This is a genomic window from Enterobacter sp. 241F3 (genome assembly GCF_034106785.1).
Lineage (GTDB): Bacteria > Pseudomonadota > Gammaproteobacteria > Enterobacterales > Enterobacteriaceae > Enterobacter > Enterobacter vonholyi.
Window position 1 is genome coordinate 405,137 of record NZ_JAWNDD010000001.1, and the last position, 16,861, is coordinate 421,997.

The 16,861-nt window shown below is 56.6% G+C and carries 16 protein-coding genes; 11 read left to right on the top strand and 5 right to left on the bottom strand.

The features are described 5' to 3' along the window. Positions 1-20: 20 nt before the first annotated feature. Together oqxB and UR504_RS01835 are read right to left on the bottom strand one after the other, a co-directional pair. Positions 21-3,176 (bottom strand): multidrug efflux RND transporter permease subunit OqxB, encoded by a 3,156-nt coding sequence (gene oqxB, locus UR504_RS01830; RefSeq protein ID WP_111965742.1) that lies wholly within the window; start codon positions 3,174-3,176, stop codon positions 21-23. A 24-nt stretch (positions 3,177-3,200) separates the two neighbouring features. After that, positions 3,201-4,376 (bottom strand): efflux RND transporter periplasmic adaptor subunit, encoded by a 1,176-nt coding sequence (locus UR504_RS01835; RefSeq protein WP_302234851.1) that lies wholly within the window; start codon positions 4,374-4,376, stop codon positions 3,201-3,203. Between the two features lie 337 nt (positions 4,377-4,713). On the opposite strand from UR504_RS01835, the gene UR504_RS01840 reads away from it, so the two are divergent. From UR504_RS01840 to asd, 3 genes are all read left to right on the top strand, one after another. Then, the gene (locus UR504_RS01840) at positions 4,714-5,067 is read left to right on the top strand and encodes a helix-turn-helix domain-containing protein (protein WP_115874926.1); all 354 of its coding nucleotides are present in this window, start codon (positions 4,714-4,716) and stop codon (positions 5,065-5,067) included. A gap of 70 nt (positions 5,068-5,137) precedes the next feature. Further along, the gene (locus UR504_RS01845) at positions 5,138-5,455 is read left to right on the top strand and encodes a YebG family protein (RefSeq protein ID WP_274243028.1); all 318 of its coding nucleotides are present in this window, start codon (positions 5,138-5,140) and stop codon (positions 5,453-5,455) included. A gap of 305 nt (positions 5,456-5,760) precedes the next feature. Continuing rightward, complete coding sequence (gene asd, locus UR504_RS01850) at positions 5,761-6,879, top strand: aspartate-semialdehyde dehydrogenase (protein ID WP_302234849.1); 1,119 nt, start codon at positions 5,761-5,763, stop codon at positions 6,877-6,879. Between the two features lie 54 nt (positions 6,880-6,933). On the opposite strand, the gene UR504_RS01855 is transcribed toward asd, so the two are convergent. Beyond that, the gene (locus tag UR504_RS01855; RefSeq protein ID WP_252092830.1) at positions 6,934-7,494 is read right to left on the bottom strand and encodes a TetR/AcrR family transcriptional regulator; all 561 of its coding nucleotides are present in this window, start codon (positions 7,492-7,494) and stop codon (positions 6,934-6,936) included. Positions 7,495-7,503: 9 nt separating this feature from the next. Here UR504_RS01855 and UR504_RS01860 point away from each other — a divergent pair, with 9 nt between their 5' ends. The 8 genes from UR504_RS01860 to clcB all read left to right on the top strand — a co-directional run bounded on the left by UR504_RS01860 (position 7,504) and on the right by clcB (position 14,843). Further along, positions 7,504-8,058: a VOC family protein gene (locus UR504_RS01860; protein ID WP_274243027.1), complete on the top strand. Its 555-nt coding sequence runs from the start codon at positions 7,504-7,506 to the stop codon at positions 8,056-8,058. A 143-nt stretch (positions 8,059-8,201) separates the two neighbouring features. After that, entirely contained in the window at positions 8,202-8,825 is a 624-nt protein-coding gene (locus tag UR504_RS01865) for a glutathione S-transferase family protein (RefSeq protein WP_045910392.1), read from the top strand. Positions 8,826-8,983: 158 nt separating this feature from the next. Continuing rightward, positions 8,984-9,721, top strand: a complete 738-nt coding sequence (locus UR504_RS01870; RefSeq protein ID WP_274243024.1) for a YoaK family protein — start codon at positions 8,984-8,986, stop codon at positions 9,719-9,721. Positions 9,722-9,997: 276 nt separating this feature from the next. Further along, complete coding sequence (gene osmY, locus UR504_RS01875; RefSeq protein WP_302234846.1) at positions 9,998-10,708, top strand: osmoprotectant ABC transporter permease OsmY; 711 nt, start codon at positions 9,998-10,000, stop codon at positions 10,706-10,708. Between the two features lie 18 nt (positions 10,709-10,726). Next, positions 10,727-11,626: an osmoprotectant ABC transporter substrate-binding protein OsmX gene (osmX, locus tag UR504_RS01880; protein WP_274243020.1), complete on the top strand. Its 900-nt coding sequence runs from the start codon at positions 10,727-10,729 to the stop codon at positions 11,624-11,626. A gap of 8 nt (positions 11,627-11,634) precedes the next feature. Continuing rightward, on the top strand, positions 11,635-12,282 hold the full coding sequence (gene osmW / locus UR504_RS01885) for an osmoprotectant ABC transporter permease OsmW (protein ID WP_274243018.1): 648 nt from the start codon (positions 11,635-11,637) through the stop codon (positions 12,280-12,282). Continuing rightward, on the top strand, positions 12,282-13,430 hold the full coding sequence (osmV, locus tag UR504_RS01890; RefSeq protein ID WP_149366791.1) for an osmoprotectant ABC transporter ATP-binding protein OsmV: 1,149 nt from the start codon (positions 12,282-12,284) through the stop codon (positions 13,428-13,430). The genes osmW and osmV overlap by 1 nt, the downstream gene beginning before the upstream one ends. A 102-nt stretch (positions 13,431-13,532) precedes the next feature. Next, on the top strand, positions 13,533-14,843 hold the full coding sequence (gene clcB / locus UR504_RS01895) for a voltage-gated ClC-type chloride channel ClcB (RefSeq protein WP_115874917.1): 1,311 nt from the start codon (positions 13,533-13,535) through the stop codon (positions 14,841-14,843). Here the strand turns inward: clcB and bioD are convergent. Both bioD and mlc read right to left on the bottom strand, forming a co-directional pair. Continuing rightward, positions 14,778-15,473: a dethiobiotin synthase gene (bioD, locus tag UR504_RS01900; protein WP_115874916.1), complete on the bottom strand. Its 696-nt coding sequence runs from the start codon at positions 15,471-15,473 to the stop codon at positions 14,778-14,780. The two genes, clcB and bioD, sit on opposite strands and share 66 nt — an antisense overlap. Positions 15,474-15,603: 130 nt before the next feature. Beyond that, complete coding sequence (gene mlc / locus UR504_RS01905; protein ID WP_111965729.1) at positions 15,604-16,824, bottom strand: sugar metabolism global transcriptional regulator Mlc; 1,221 nt, start codon at positions 16,822-16,824, stop codon at positions 15,604-15,606. Between the last annotated feature and the right edge of the window lie 37 nt (positions 16,825-16,861).

The following is a 16,861-nucleotide window of genomic DNA, read 5'->3' on the forward strand; positions in this document are numbered from 1 at the left end:
TTTTGTTATCGGCAACGTCCTTATGCGGGCAGAACGTCCCTTTCCTCTTTTTTCCCGCGCGTCACGAACTTACGCAGCGTCACGTAGAACACCGGCGTCAGGAACAGACCAAACAGCGTCACCCCAAGCATGCCGGAGAATACCGTGATCCCCGTGACGCCGCGCACTTCTGCGCCAGCGCCGTGACCGAGGATCAGTGGAATGGTCCCGGCGATAAAGGCGATGGAGGTCATCACAATCGGGCGTAAACGCAGGCGGCAAGCCTCCAGCGCGGCCTCCATGATGCCTTTGCCCTGAATTTCAAGCTCGCGGGCAAACTCTACGATAAGAATGGCGTTTTTACAGGCCAGCCCCATCAGCACCACCAGCCCCACCTGCACGAAGACGTTGTTATCGCCCCCGGTCAGCCAGACGCCAAACAGTGCGGAGAGCATGGTCATCGGCACGATGAGGATCACCGCCAGCGGCAGCGTCCAGCTTTCATACAGCGCCGCCAGCACCAGGAACGCCAGCAGCACCGCCACCGGGAAGACGATCAGCGCCGTATTGCCCTGAGTGGCCTGCTGGAAGCTCAGATCCGTCCATTCAATGTTCATCCCGTTTGGCAGGATCTGCTTAGACATCGCGTCCAGCTGCGTCATCGCCTGCGCAGATGAGAGCACGCGCGGGTCGGCATCGCCAATCAGGTCCGCCGCCGGGTAGCCGTTGTAACGGATCACCGGATCCGGCCCGTAGGTGGTCGTGATTTTCACCATACTGCCAATCGGCACCATTTCGCCCTGGCTGTTGCGGGTGCGCAGATTCGCAATATCTTCGACGCTGTCGCGGAACTGCCCGTCGGCCTGCGCCATCACGCGCCAGGTTCGTCCGAACTGGTTGAAGTCATTGACGTACGACGAGCCCAGATAGGTTTGCAGCGTCCCGAAAAGATCGGTCAGCGACACGCCCTGCGCTTTCGCCTTATCGCGGTCAACCTGGACGTCCAGCTGCGGAACGTTAGCCTGGTAGGTTGAGATCGGGAAATGCATTCCCGGGGTCTGCATAATCGCACCGGACATGGTGTTCACCGCGTTCTGCAGCGCGCCATAGCCCAGACCGCCGCGATCCTGGATGTACAGGGAATAGCCCGACCCCTGACCCAGCCCTAAAATCGGCGGCGGCAGAATGGAGAAGCCAAAGCCTTCCTGGATTTGCGCGATTTTCGCATTAATTTCCGCATTAATTTCCGCAGCGGAATGTTTACGCTGATCGAACGGCTTCAGGCCAAAGAACACCGTACCGGTATTCGGCGTATTGGTGAACTGCAGCGCGTTCAGCCCCGGAAACGCGACCGCATAGTCCACGCCTTCGGTATTCATCCCGATTTCGCTCATTTTGCGGATCACCGCGTCGGTACGCGCCAGCGAAGAGCCTTCCGGCATCTTCACACCGCCAATCAGGTAAAGCTTGTCCTGCGTCGGAATAAACCCGCCGGGCACCGCTTTAAACATGACGCCTGCGGCACAGAGCAGCAGCAGATAAACCACGAATACCGCGCCGCGTCGTCCCAGCGTTTTACCCACCAGTCCCTGATAGCCGTTTGAGCTGCGGAGGAAAAAGCGGTTAAACGGACGGAAAATCCAGCCGAACAGACGATCGATAAGCCGGGTCGGGAAATCCTTCGGCGCGCCGTGCGGCTTTAACAGCAGTGCCGCCAGCGCCGGAGAGAGCGTCAGCGAGTTAATAGCGGAGATCACCGTCGATATCGCGATCGTCACCGCAAACTGCTTGTAGAACTGACCGGTAACGCCCGAGAGAAACGCCATCGGCACAAATACCGCGCACAGCACCAGCGCAATCGCGATAATCGGCCCGGACACTTCACGCATCGCCTGGTGCGCGGCCGCAAGCGGCGCAAGCCCCTCTTCTATGTTTCGCTCGACGTTTTCCACCACCACGATGGCGTCGTCCACCACAATACCGATGGCGAGCACCAGCCCGAACAGGCTGAGGGTATTCAGCGAGAAGCCGAGCAGGTAAAGAATGCTGAAGGTACCCACCACCGACACCGGCACCGCGATCAGCGGAATGATCGACGCGCGCCAGGTTTGCAGGAACAGAATGACCACCAGCACGACCAGCACCACGGCTTCCAGCAGCGTTTGCACCACCGCACGGATCGAATCGCGCACAAAGACCGTCGGATCGTAAGGTGCCGCCCACTTCATGTCCGCCGGGAAGCGCGTCGACAGTTCGTCCATTTTCGCGCGCACCGCGTTAGACAGATCGATGGCGTTCGCCCCCGGTGACTGGAAGATACCAATCCCGACCGCATCTTTATTGTTCAGCTGGGAACGCAGAGCATAGCTCCCGGAGCCCATTTCAATCCGCGCCACGTCGCGCAGGCGGACGACAGTACCGTCCTGCGTCGTTTTCAGGACAATATTGCCAAACTCTTCTTCGGTGTGCAGACGCCCCTGGGCGTTAATGGAGATCAGGAAATCACTCTCTTTCGGCAGCGGCTCGGCGCCAAGCTGACCGGCGGAGACCTGTACGTTTTGCTCCTGCATCGCCGTGACCACGTCCGAAGCGGTCAGCCCGCGCGCCGCCACCTTATTTGGGTCCAGCCACACGCGCATCGCGTATTCGCCTGAGCCGAAAATCTGGATCTGGCCGACGCCGGGCAGACGCGCCAGCTCGTCCTTCACCTTCAGCGTGGCGTAGTTGCGCATATACAGCGAATCGTACTTACCGTTTGGCGAAAACAGATGCACCACCAGCGTCAGCGTGGGCGACTGCTTCTGGGTGGTAATGCCCAGACGCCGCACGTCTTCCGGCAGACGCGCCTCGGCCTGCGCGACGCGGTTTTGCACCTGAACCTGCGCCTGATCGGGGTCAGTCCCCGGACGGAAGGTGACGGTGGTCACCAGCACGCCGTCCGAGCCCGCGACGGATTTCATATACATCATGTTCTCAACGCCGTTGATCGCCTCTTCCAGCGGCGTCGCCACGGTCTCGGCAATCACTTTCGGGTTAGCGCCCGGGTACTCCGCACGCACCTGCACGCTTGGCGGCACGACGTCAGGATATTCGCTCACCGGCAACAGCGGGATGGCGATTAACCCTGTGATAAAAATCAGAATCGACAGGACGGCAGCAAAGATCGGCCTGTCGATGAAAAAGCGGGAAAAGTCCATGGGTTGGATTCTCAGGTCAAGGGATCAGTTGAGGGCGCTGGTGGCGGTCATGGCAACGGTTTTGGCGTTAACCGGCATACCCGGCATAAACACTTTCTGTAAACCCTCGACGATGACTTTGTCGCCAGGATTCAGCCCCTGCCGCACGATGCGTAAACCGTCTGCCAGACGACCCGGCGTAATGTCGCGACGCTGCGCTTTCCCCTCTTTATCGACGATATAAACGTATTTACGATCCTGATCGGTCAGCACCGCCTTGTCGTCAATCAGCGTGGCTTTGAATTCCGCGCTGCCCGGCAGGCGTACGCGGGCAAACAGTCCCGGCGTGAACTGACGCTGTGAGTTATCCAGCAGCGCGCGCATGCGGATTGTCCCGGTGCTCGGCGTGAGCTGGTTATCCAGGAAATCCACTTTGCCCAGATGGGGATAACCCTCCTCGCCCGTCAGGCCAATCTCAACCGGCAGCGCCGTGTGATTGCTGGACGCCCCCTGCCCGCTGCGGGCCAGATTTTGGTAATGAAGATAGGTTGACTCGTCCACGTCAAAGTAGACGTACACCGTCTTCTGCGAGACCAGCGTGGTGAGGACGCTGGCGGTATCGCCCGCAGTCACCAGGTTCCCGCTGGTGATCAGCGCCCGGCTGGCGCGACCGTCGATAGGCGCGGTCACTTTGGTGAAGTCCAGGTTGAGCTGGGCTGCGTCAACCGCCGCCTGCGCGGCGCGAATGTCGGCCTGCGCCTGAACGGCAGCCGAGCGACGCTGCTCCCACTCTTCCCGTGAGACCAGATGGGTATTGATCAGCTTATCGGTACGGTTAGCCTCACTTTGCGCCAGGCTGGCCTGCGTTTTGGCTCTTGCCAGGTTCGCCTGCGCCTGTTCCAGCGCGGCGCGATAGGTACGGTCATCAATGGTGAACAGCACCTCGCCCTTCTTCACTTCCTGGCCGTCGGTGTAATTCACCTTATCAATGTAGCCGGAAACGCGCGGGCGCAGCTGAACGCTCTCCACCGCTTCAATCCGGCCGTTAAAGCTATCCCACTGGCTAATCGATTTCACCACCACGTCAGCGGCACTCACGGCAGGCGCAGGTGGCGCGGCATTTTGCGCGACGCTGTTATCGCATCCGACGAGCAGCACGGAGAGCAATATTGCCCCCAGCGCGCTCAGAGGAGAGTTACCCCAGGTTTTTTGCAGGCTCATTATTTTTATTCCAGTAATTGTCGCCACCGGGCAAGACGCAGCAGGAGGCACCGCGCCACTTCCTTTGTCCGGTGGCTGTCTTCAGGCCATTTGTGTCGTTCATCGCCACAAAACTGTAACAGTTGCGAATACACTATTCGCGGCGATTGTAGGAAGGCACTTAACTAAGTGCAAGAATAATTGTTGCACTTTATGTGCTATTTGAGCGGATGTGAAAAGACCCGTTTCGGTCAGGGATTTAAATGCAACAATAAAACTTGCAATTACTGAAAAAACGCGCCACCTTTAAATGCAACAGACAAAGATACTTTTTCATCCGCTGCGTGGGGGTAACCAGATGAACACTGGCGCATTTATGCATGATTTACTCGACTGGATCGACAACAACCTGGACAGTCGCCTGGACATTGAGACCGTCGCCAGGCGTTCCGGCTACTCGAAATGGCACCTCCAGCGCCTGTTCAAAGAGCATACGGGCTATCCCCTCGCCGGGTATATTCGTGCGCAAAAGCTGCAAAAATCGGTTGAGCGGTTATCCCACAGCGACGAACCGATTCTGAACGTGGCGATCGCGCTGGGCTTTGACTCCCAGCAGTCCTTCAACCGCAGCTTTAAGCGTCAGTATGGTCAGGCGCCTGGGGCATGGCGGCGCAGTATAGGTGGCCCCGAAACGCAGCAGCTTCGCCAGTAATGCATATTTTGCTGCAACATCGATCTGTTGCTGATATACTGTATATAAACACAGTATAGCGAGGTGCACGATGGCTGTTGAAACAAAATTTGTTGTCGTAAGAAAAGGTGAAGAGAAAATGACATTTGCCAGTAAGAAAGAGGCTGACGCTCACGACAAGCTGCTTGATATGGCCGACGCGTTCACCGACTGGCTGTTGCAAAGCGGAATGCAGATGGATGAAACGCAGGCTGAAAACCTTGGCCTGTATCTCGCCGAGCAGAAAGAGACCGTGCAGCATATTCTTCGTACCAGCAAGCTTCCCGATCTCACTACTCCAGCGGTAGCGGATAAAACAGAATCCGATGCGGCTGACACGAAAAAAATCAGGGCTGTGAAGGCGGCCTGATTGTCTGAACAATCATCACCAATTTTGAACTATTCACCAGGCCCGGCAGCCAATTCCGGGCTCCCCCTTTGCCAGAGATTCGCTTCTTAATAATTGCTCTTTCATTCTTAATTGACAGTCATTGCACGTCATGCCTGCGATCGTTTTTTAACTGATGGCTTCATCAGGTATAAATATTGCTGATGTCTTATGAAACATTTTAATAATGAAGGAATTAGCTGCAGTTCGTAGTGATCTTCATGTTTGGATGAGATATAACCTGCTGCGAAAATTAACATTCTTGTAACGTTGATAAGGCTAAACAAATGAAGCAGGTTGGTATTGTTGGTTGGCGAGGAATGGTTGGTTCTGTTTTATTACAGAGAATGGTCGAAGAGAACGACTTCGACGATATCTCAGCGCATTTTTACAGTACTTCAAGCGCCGGGGCCGCCGGTCCAGTCATTGGCGGCGTCAGCTATACACTCAAAGATGCTAATTCCATCAGTGACCTGGCCGAAATGGATATCATCATTACCTGTCAGGGCGGTGATTACACAAAAGCAATCTATCCTGCTTTGATTAATTGTGGCTGGCAAGGCTACTGGATTGACGCGGCCTCAGCGCTACGGATGGATGAGAAAGCCTGCATTATTCTCGACCCCGTCAATCGCCCCACGATTGATCGTGCCGTTAAAGAGGGAATTAAACTTTTTGTCGGTGGCAACTGTTCCATCACGCTGAGTCTTATGGGGCTGGCAGGGTTGATTAAGGCTGACCTGATCGAATGGATGAGCGTTATGACCTATCAGTCTGCATCAGGTGCGGGAGCGCAATATGTCAGGGAATTAATTGTTCAAAGTGCCTGGATCAGTGAGCATTTTTCCTCTGATGAACTGGCATCATCAGGTTCAGTGCTGCCTTTAGTCAATAAAGTCAGTGCGTTAATTAACAGCGCTGACATGCCGATACAGAATTTCGGCGCGCCTTTAATGGGCAGCATTATACCGTGGATTGACAGCGATTTAGGGGATGGTAATAGCCGTGAAGAGTGGAAAGGTGAAGCCGAAACAAACAAAATTCTTGGTTTGTCTCCTGGTGCGATCCCGGTAAATGGATTGTGTATTCGTGTTGGCGTGATACGCTGCCACAGCGCCGCAATCACCATGAAGCTCAGGCGTGACGTCAGCGAAGAAGAATTTGCAGCGTTAGTGACGCATTCTCATCCCTGGGTTAACTATGTGCCCAATAACAAGGTTGAAAGCGTCAGTAAATTGACCCCGGCTTATATCAGCGGTTCGCTTCAGGTTGGTATTGGCCGTTACAAGAAAATGTCTCTCAACAACGATCCAATATATTCGGTTCTGACGGTTGGCGATCAGCTATTGTGGGGAGCGGCGGAGCCCTTGCGCCGCATGTTGAATATTCTGCTGGGCAAAATCTAAGACATATTTTCTGAATAAAAGCATCTATTGAACAGGTGCTTTTATTGTATTGTCTCAGCAGGTTCGTGCCAACGCCACCAAAATCATTTCACGCGCGTGACGCAATACCGATTTTATTTCGCCTGCCGGGATATCAGCGAGCCCCAGTCCGCGTAGCAGGAATATGCCTTCTACAGCGAGAAACGCGTGCCTGACATCGGCCATATCCTCTCCAGCCTCGCGTAGCGGTTCGAGGAGTGTGCGATACAGGTTGCGAACGGGCGCCAGCATACCTGGCGCATGCACGAGAGCCGTAATAAGAAACGCCGCCATCTGTGTTACAGCATCCTCTTCCTCCAGTGCTTCCTCGATGTGTGCAAGAATTAATTCTCGTGGCCCTGCGGCGGTAGCTGTAAGACGCTGACCGACTGCCTGCTGGAAACGCGTCACTTCGCGCTCAAGCACGGCGTATATCAGGCCATCCTTTGATGAAAAGGTATACACAAGGCCGCCTTTACTGATGCCAGCACGTTCCGCGACGGCATCCAGCGTAAATACGCGCCCTCCAGACTCAAGGATGATGCTTTCAGCAGCATCTAAAACCTGCTCCCGATCGATTTCTTTTTTGCGCGTCACGATTTCCCCTTGCTTAATTCGACTGATCAGTCGGATAATGTTTTCGACTGGCCAGTCACATTAGCACTGCAAGCCTTGCCCGACAAGATTGCAATGCGTTCATTCCCTGATAAACCTATGAAAGGCAAGAAAATGAATGAATTATTACCCTCTGCAGCACTCGCACATTTTGTGATGAAAGTGAACGATGTTGATGCCAGCTATGCATTTTACCAGGGGCTAGGCCTGCGTGCGCTCGACAAATTTCCGGGCATGGCGATTATTGAGTTACGCGGCGGCACCCATTTGTTGTTGACCGAAAAGGATGTGCCTGAAACGCAGAGTCTGCATATCAGCCGCGTTGGTCAGCGGCCAGATTTTGCTGCAGAAAAAATTGATCTCATGATCGCGGGCCATTCCAGATCGGAACTTGAAACGTATCGAACTGGCCTCATCGCAAAGGGATATTCAGCTCAGGAAATTGCGCAGGAAACGCTATTTGGACATCATTATTTTTCCCTGCAGGATCCGGATGGAAACGGTATAAGTTTCTACACCAGCCACTCTAGCCAACAGCCTGTTTAAATCAGTTTTAGACTGCGAAGTGCTCTCCGAAAGTGCTTCGCACTACTACCTTCAGCTGCCCCCACCAAATTTTGCCCCAGCCTCTGACGCACAACGGGTGTATTGTTTTTAGACAATTCATTCCTCTAAAGGACACCTGCGCAATGATCACCATCCTCGGCAAAACCACCTCCATCAACGTTCGTAAAGTGCTCTGGACCTGCGAAGAAGCGGGCATAGCCTATCAGCAGGAAGATTACGGCAGCGGTTTTGCCTCGACGGAAACGGATGCCTTCCGCGCACTGAACCCCAACGCCATGGTGCCGGTGTTGATTGATGGTGATTTCGTGTTGTGGGAGTCCAATTCCATCTGCCGTTATCTGGCGCGCAAGGCCGAACGTCACGATCTGCTGCCCGCAGAACCGCAGGCCTGTGCCAACGTAGAGCGCTGGATGGACTGGCAGGCCACTGAATTTAACAACGCCTGGCGCTATGTCTTCCCGGCGCTGGGGCGTAAAAACCCGGCCTTTAACGACCCCGAGCGTATTGCGGCAGGAATCAAGGAGTGGAACCACTGCATCACCATTCTGGAACAACAGCTGCAGCGCACCGGGGCCTTTGCAGCGGGCGAGACGTTTACCCTCGCTGACGTGGTGCTTGGGCTGTCGGTGAATCGCTGGAAAATGACGCCGTTTGATAAGCCAGACGTGCCCGCCATTGAGGCCTGGTTCGAGCGCCTTAACCAGCGTCCGGCATTTTTGCGTCACGGCAATAACGGCATGGTGTAAAACTTAATGCCTGAATGAATACCGCAACGAGGCTGTTTTTTTAATTACGAAACCCTGATTGTCGCCAGAGGGAATAATAATTAAGCCATATCCTGGACAGCCCGTTGCACCGCTTTGCTAGCCTGAATAGTCAGGCAAAGCTCAACCCGGAGGTATTCTTGCTGATTAAACTCAAAAAAGAACGAACGCATCAGGAGGATCGCCGGCTTGCTCTCTGGCTGGCGACCTCAGCAGGTTTGCTGAACGCCATCGCCCTCGGGGCATTTGGCTTTTTCCCCTCACACATGACCGGCAACACCTCACAATTATCCAGCGAAGTTTCTTCTACCGATCTGAGCGATATTATTTTCTTCGGCTCGATAATTCTCTCTTTTGTGGCTGGCGCCATTATTGCGCGCACGATCGTCATATGGGGTATTATCCATAACGTCAGGCTGGTTTTTTGCCAAATCCTTTTTGTCGAGGGGATATTACTGACCGGCGTTTCCTTTTACGAAATGTATTTCCATGCGCTCACCAGCAATCGCGAGATTATTCTTTTTCTCTGCTTTCTGATGGGCATTCATAATTCCACCTCCACGCAACTTTCCGGCGGACGGGTAAGATCGACGCACATTACCGGCACGCTAACGGACGCGGGGATTTCCCTGGCCTCCGTCATGGTGGCGATGCTGCGCAGGGATTACTCCAAAGATACGGCGGCGCAAAAAAGCCAGCTAAAAACCCACTTAACCACCCTATTTTCATTCATTACGGGCGGTATTGCGGGGCTGCTGCTGTTCAGATGGATTGGCTTCAACGCCATGCTGGCGCTGGGGTTGATGCTTGCGGTTGTCGCCGTGGTATCAATTATCACCGTCTCGTCGCGGGTTCGACGAGTGCGTGCCACTCTATGAAGATAATGCCATGTTTTCAGTGTAAGAGCTCTTTAGATGTGACGTTGTCACATCTAAAAATTCGCTTTAGGACTATTCTGCCCGCCACACAATCAGGCCTTACGCCGTAAGGCCTGGCTTAAGGTTGTCACTGTTTTCATAGGGTTACTGATTTTACCCCTTCGCTGGAACCCTTCCCAAACGCTTGCTATAGGTGAAATACCCCTGCCGAAACATGGCATAACAACAGGCAACCGGTGGTTGCTATAACGCATGCGCACAGGGAGACACACCGCAATGCACCCTTTACTCAAACGTTCGCTGCTGTTTGTCGGCGCCATTATCGTGGTTCTCGCCCTCCTCGTCTGGGGGATCGGGCTGGAGACCCTCAGAGCGCGTCAGGTTGACCTGATCTATCTCGGGCAACAGCATATGATTCTGGTTTTCTCATCAATGTTCTTTGCCCTGCTGGTGGGTATTCCGGCGGGTATTCTGCTGAGCCGCCCGGCCGCGCGAGGTATCGCCGAATATGTGATGCAAATCTTCAACGTAGGCAACACGCTGCCGCCGCTGGCCGTGCTGGCACTGGCGATGGTGGTGATCGGCATTGGCGATAAGCCCGCCATTATCGCCCTATTCCTCGCCTCGCTGCTGCCGATCGTGCGTAATACTTATGCCGGGCTATGCTCGGTCCCGCCGTCGCTGCTGGAAGCGGCAAACGGCATCGGGATGACCAAATGGCAGCGTCTGCGCCAGGTTGAGCTGCCAGCCGCCTGGCCGGTGATGCTCTCCGGCATTCGCATTGCGACCGCCATTAACGTTGGTACCGCGCCGCTGGCGTTCCTGATTGGCGCCAGCAGCTACGGCGAGCTAATTTTCCCCGGCATTTATCTGAACGATTTCCCGACCCTGATCCTCGGCGCGGCGGCCACCGCCCTGTTCGCCCTGATCCTCGATACCCTGCTGGCGGCGCTGGGTCGCGTGATGAGTCCCCATCTCCCCCGATAACAATAACAAGGAGCTTTTATGAGACTGATATCCGGCCTGGCGGCGCTGTGTGCCGCGGCGCTGTTCACCGGCCAGACCATCGCGGCCCCGCTGATTCTGGCGACCAAGAGCTTTACCGAGCAGCACATTCTCTCGGCGATGACCGTGCAGTACCTGCAGAAGAAAGGATTCCAGGTGCAGCCGCAAACCAATATCGCCACGGTGATCTCCCGCAACGCGATGATCAACAAGCAGATTGATATGACCTGGGAGTACACCGGCACGTCATTAATCATCTTTAACCACATCAACAAGCGCATGTCGCCCCAAGAGTCTTACGAGACGGTGAAACGCCTGGACGCGAAGCACGGTCTGGTCTGGCTCAAGCCCGCCGACATGAACAACACCTATGCGTTCGCCATGCAGCGCAAGCGCGCAGAGGCGGAACATATCAACACCATGTCGGAGATGGTGGCAAAGATTGAGCAGGTCCGTAAAACCGATCCGGACAAAAACTGGCTGCTGGGCTTAGACCTGGAATTTGCCGGACGCAGCGACGGCATGAAGCCGCTTCAGGCGGCCTACAAGATGGACCTGGACCGCCCGCAGATCCGTCAGATGGACCCCGGTCTGGTCTATAACGCGGTGCGCGACGGCTTCGTCGACGCCGGGCTGATTTATACCACCGACGGGCGCGTGAAGGGCTTCGACCTAAAGGTGCTGGAAGATGATAAAGGCTTCTTCCCGAGCTACGCGGTGACGCCGGTGGTGCGTAAAGACACGCTGGAGGCCAACCCCGGCCTGGAAGAGGCGCTCAACACCCTCTCGGCCCAGCTCAACAACGACGTTATCACCGAGCTGAACAAGAAGGTGGATATCGACCATCAGTCACCGCAGCAGGTCGCCCGCGATTTCCTGCGTAGCAAACAGCTGCTCTAGGAGGCGCTATGGAGACGATTCACTACATTCTGGACAACTGGGAATACCTCCTAACCCTGACGCTGCAGCACCTGTGGCTGGTGGCGCTGGCCGTGGGCTTAGCCATTCTCATCGGCGTACCGCTGGGCATTCTGATTGTTCGCCACAAGTGGCTGGCAACGCTGGTGCTGGGGATTGCCACCATCGTGCTGACCATTCCGTCCATTGCGCTGTTTGGCCTGATGATCCCGCTGTTTTCGCTGATCGGTCAGGGAATTGGCGCCCTGCCCGCGATCACGGCGGTATTTCTCTACTCGCTGCTGCCGATTGTGCGTAACACCCATACGGCGCTCGACAGCCTGCCGCCCGGCCTGCGTGAAGCCGGACGCGGTATCGGCATGACCTTCTGGCAGCGCCTGCGCTGGGTCGAAATCCCGATGGCGCTGCCGGTGATTTTCGGCGGGATCCGCACCGCCGTGGTGATGAACATCGGCGTGATGGCGATTGCCGCGGTGATCGGCGCGGGCGGTCTGGGCCTGCTGCTGCTCAACGGCATCGGCGGAAGCGATATTCGCATGCTGATTGCGGGCGCGCTGATGATTTGTCTTTTAGCGATTGTGCTCGACTGGCTGCTGCACCGTCTGCAGGTGGTTCTGACTCCGAAGGGGATTCGATAATGATAAAACTGGAAAACCTCACCAAACAATTTTCTCAGAAGCACGGCCAGACCTTTAAGGCCGTCGACAACGTCAACCTGAACGTACCCGAAGGGGAAATGTGTGTGCTACTGGGCCCGTCCGGCTGCGGGAAGACCACCACCCTGAAGATGATTAACCGCCTCATTACCCCAAGCAGCGGGACGATCCTGATCAACGGCGAAGACACCAGCGGGATGGACACCGTCACCCTGCGCCGCAACATTGGCTACGTGATCCAGCAGATTGGCCTGTTCCCGAACATGACCATCGAAGAGAACATTACCGTTGTGCCGCGCATGCTGGGCTGGGATAAAGCACGCTGTAAAACCCGCGCCGAAGAGCTGATGGATATGGTGGCACTGGATCCGCATAAGTTCCTGAATCGCTATCCGCGCGAGATGTCCGGCGGCCAGCAGCAGCGCATCGGCGTGATCCGCGCCCTGGCGGCAGATCCTCCGGTGCTGCTGATGGATGAGCCCTTCGGCGCGGTTGACCCGATTAACCGCGAGGTGATCCAGAACCAGTTCCTGGAGATGCAGCGCAAGCTGAAAAAAACCGTCATGCTGGTGAGCCACGATATCGACGAAGCCCTGAAGCTCGGCGATCGTATCGCGGTATTCCGTCAGGGGAAAATCGTGCAGTGCGCCAGCCCGGATGAACTGCTGGCGAAACCGGCGAACGAGTTTGTCGGCTCGTTTGTCGGTCAGGACCGCACCCTGAAGCGCCTGCTGCTGGTATCGGCGGGCGACGTCACCGACCAGCAGCCGACCATTACGGTGCGGGGCTCTACTCCGCTTCCCGAAGCCTTTGCGACCATGGATGATAATGATATTCGCGCGATTACCGTAGTCGACGAGCACGGCAAGCCGCTGGGCTTTGTGAAGCGTCGCGAAGCGCGTAACGCCAGCGGGACCTGCGCCGACATCCTGCATCCGTTCCGCATGACCGGCAAGGCGGAAGACAACCTGCGCGTGGTGCTGTCACGCCTGTATGAGAGCAACACCAGCTGGATGCCGATCGTAGATGAGGACGGGCGCTACAACGGCGAGATTTCTCAGGACTATATTGCCGAGTATCTGAGTTCAGGTCGTACGCGCCGGGCGCTGAATATTCACACCGACAGCTAACCTTTCTGGCCGGGCATCGCCCGGCTTTTCCGCACGCATACCTTTTGCTACCCCCGCGATTTGCCGCCACAATATTGTATCGTCCCCGTTTACTCGCGACTCATGCAACGTCTTCATACGTACCCCGACATCCGCGCGATGTTTCGCCGACTGCTGATTGCCACCGTCACCGGCGTGCTGGCCGCGCTGGCCGTTGCGGTGTTCCGCCACAGCATGTATCTGCTGGAGTGGCTGCTTCTCAGCAACGACAGCGGCAGCCTGGTGAATGCCGCCGCCTCGCTCTCACCCTGGCGGCGCGCGCTGACGCCCGCGCTGGGCGGGCTGGCTGCCGGGCTGCTGCTCTGGGGATGGCAGCGGCTGACCGCCCAGCGGCCTCATGCCCCTACCGATTACATGGAAGCGCTGGAGACGGGCGACGGTCAGTTTGACTACGGCGCCAGCCTGGTTAAATCCCTTGCCTCACTGCTGGTCGTCGCCAGCGGAAGCGCCATCGGGCGTGAAGGGGCGATGATCCTGCTTGCCGCCCTCGCCGCCTCCTTTTTTGCCCGGCGCTTTACGCCCAAATCTGAATGGAAGTTATGGATCGCCTGCGGCGCCGCGGCCGGGATGGCCAGCGCCTACCATGCTCCGTTAGCCGGAAGCCTGTTTATTGCGGAGATTCTGTTTGGCACCCTGATGCTGGCCTCGCTCGGCCCCGTCATTATCGCGGCGGTGGTGGCGCTGCTCACCACGCAGCTCCTGGCGCCGGGTACCGGCACGCTCTACGCGGTCCATTTGAGCGGCACACTCACCGCAGCCGATTATGCCCTGCTGGTCTCCATGGGGCTGCTGGCAGGGCTTTGCGGACCGCTGCTGATGGGGTTGATGGCATTCAGCCACGCTCTTTTCCTGCGCCTCAAACTTTCGCCGCCGTGGCAATTAGCGCTGGGCGGTACGATCGTTGGGCTGCTGTCTCTTCTGACGCCGAAGGTGTGGGGGAACGGCTACAGCGTGGTTCAGGCTTTTCTGCTCGCGCCGCCGCTGCTGTCGGTGATTGCCGGGGTGTTCATCTGTAAATTGCTGGCAGTGCTGGCGAGCAGCGGGTCGGGCGCGCCGGGCGGGGTGTTCACGCCGACGCTGTTTGTCGGCATGGCGACGGGCATGCTGTTTGCACAGCTTTTCGCGCTGTGGCTGCCGGGTTCTGAAACGGCTATTTTGCTGGGGCTGGCAGGGATGGCAACGCTACTCGCCGCGACCACGCATGCGCCCATTATGTCGGCACTGATGGTCTGTGAAATGACCGGACAGTATTTTTTACTGCCCGGCCTGCTGGTCGCCTGCGTGGTGGCGTCCGTATTGTCGCGGACGTTACGCCACGACTCTGTCTACGGTCAGCACGCCACCGAGGGCAGAGAGATCGATGTAGTGCGCTAGCTCGCGCTGCTCGGCGCGTGGCAAATAAGGCAGCTCGCCGACTAATGGGCCAGGCAGTTTGGTGCTCAGCACGTCAATAATCTCGGCGTAGTGCGCCAGGCCCGGGTTGATGCGGTTTGCCACCCAGCCAATCAGCGGCAGGCCGTCATTGGCAATCGCCTGCGCCGTCAGCAGCGCGTGGTTGATGCACCCTTCCTGGATCCCTACCACCATTACCACCGGAAGCTGCTCCTGCACAACCCATTCAGACAGCGGGCGCAAATCATTCATCAGGCTGCGCCAGCCGCCCGTCCCTTCAACCACTACGTGGTCAACCTTCTCGCTCAGGTTCGCCAGTCCGTCGGACAACAGGGGATAATTAATCAGGCCGCTGTGCGCTACGCTGCTCTCCTCTTCGCTTAACGCAATGGGATTGACCGCGTGATAAGGCAGTTCCAGTGACGAGACGCTTTGCAGCACCAGGGCGTCTTTATTACGCAATCCTTCTGGCGTCTCTTTACTGCCTTTTGCGACCGGTTTGTACCCTGCCACGCGTTTACCGCTTGCTGCCAGCGCCTGCAGCAATGCGCGGGATACGACGGTCTTGCCGACAGAGGTATCTGTACCAGTAACAAAGAAACGCTTAAGCATGACTCACTCCACCTCTTGGGTATGCTTCGAAAATATAAACCAGGTAAATAATTCAGTGGAGGAAGTCTACGGGATGCGTACGCTACCCGGCTTGAGATAGCGCAATTTTTCTTACATCAGCGGAAAAGAGTTAACCCTGTAGCAGGCGGATCAACAGCGAGCCGTTATACATGGCATCTTTGACCAGCGCCGCGCCTGCCATCGTGCCCTGGTTGGAAAACTGGGTGCTTTCTACCGCAATATTTTTGCTGTAGGCGGGAAGCGACTGCTGATGGATACAGGCCGAGATCGCCGGGAAGAGGATTTCCGCCGCCTGGCTCAGCGGTGAGCCAATGAGGATTTTTTGCGGGTTGAAGAGGTTCACCATAATGGCCAGAATGCGGCCAACGTTATTCCCTACTCCAGTAATAATGTCCTTCGCCAGCAGATCGCCCTGGCGCGCGGCGGCGCAGAGGGAATCCACCGTTAAGGGCTGTCCGTGCAGCGAGGAGCTCATGGACTGGCTGAGCCGGACCTGCGCCAGTTCCAGCACGCTTTCCACGCTGGCAATGGTCTCGAGACAGCCGTGGTTCCCGCAGTAGCAGCGCTTGCCGTACGGGTCGACCTGGGTGTGGCCGATTTCCACCAGGCTGCTGCTTCCGGCGTGAAGAAGTCGTCCATCGGTAATCACGCCCGCCCCGACGTTATGGTCGATAACCACCTGGATCACATCCCGCGCGCCGCGGGATGCGCCGAACAGCGCTTCCGCCATCGTCCAGGCGCTGATGTCATGCTGAATATAGACCGGCACGCCGGTATGGTTTTTCAGCACCTCTCCCAGCGGCATCTCTTTCACATCGTCGTAGAACGGCATGCGGTGAACAATACCATTTTCGGTATCAATAATGCCCGGCATGGTGATGGCGATCGCCGTTAAGCGTTCAAGGCGCTGCTGATGGCGGATAAAGAAGCGATCGATGTGCGAGACAATCGCCTCAAGGAGCGACTCCTCGGCGTTGAGCGGCAGTTCAAGACGGTCTTCCACCACCAGCTTGCTGCTCAGGTCGCGCAGCGCAAGGAAGATCTCGCCGCGGCTGATGCGCAGCGACAGGTAGTGCCAGGCTTCCGTCTCCACCACCAGCCCAACGGCCGGACGGCCACGGCTGCCCGGCTCCTGAATTTCCGTCTCCTGAACCAGGTGCGCTTCCAGCATCTCGCGGACTATCTTGGTGATACTGGCAGGTGCCAGCTGTGCCAGGCGCGAAAGATCGATACGCGAAACCGGACCAAGCTGATCAATCAGGCGATACACCGCGCCAGCGTTGGTCTGCTTAATCTGATCAATATGCCCTGGCTGACTATCCGCGACCACCTCGTACTCCCTTATTTTCGAGCTTCGAAATAAACTG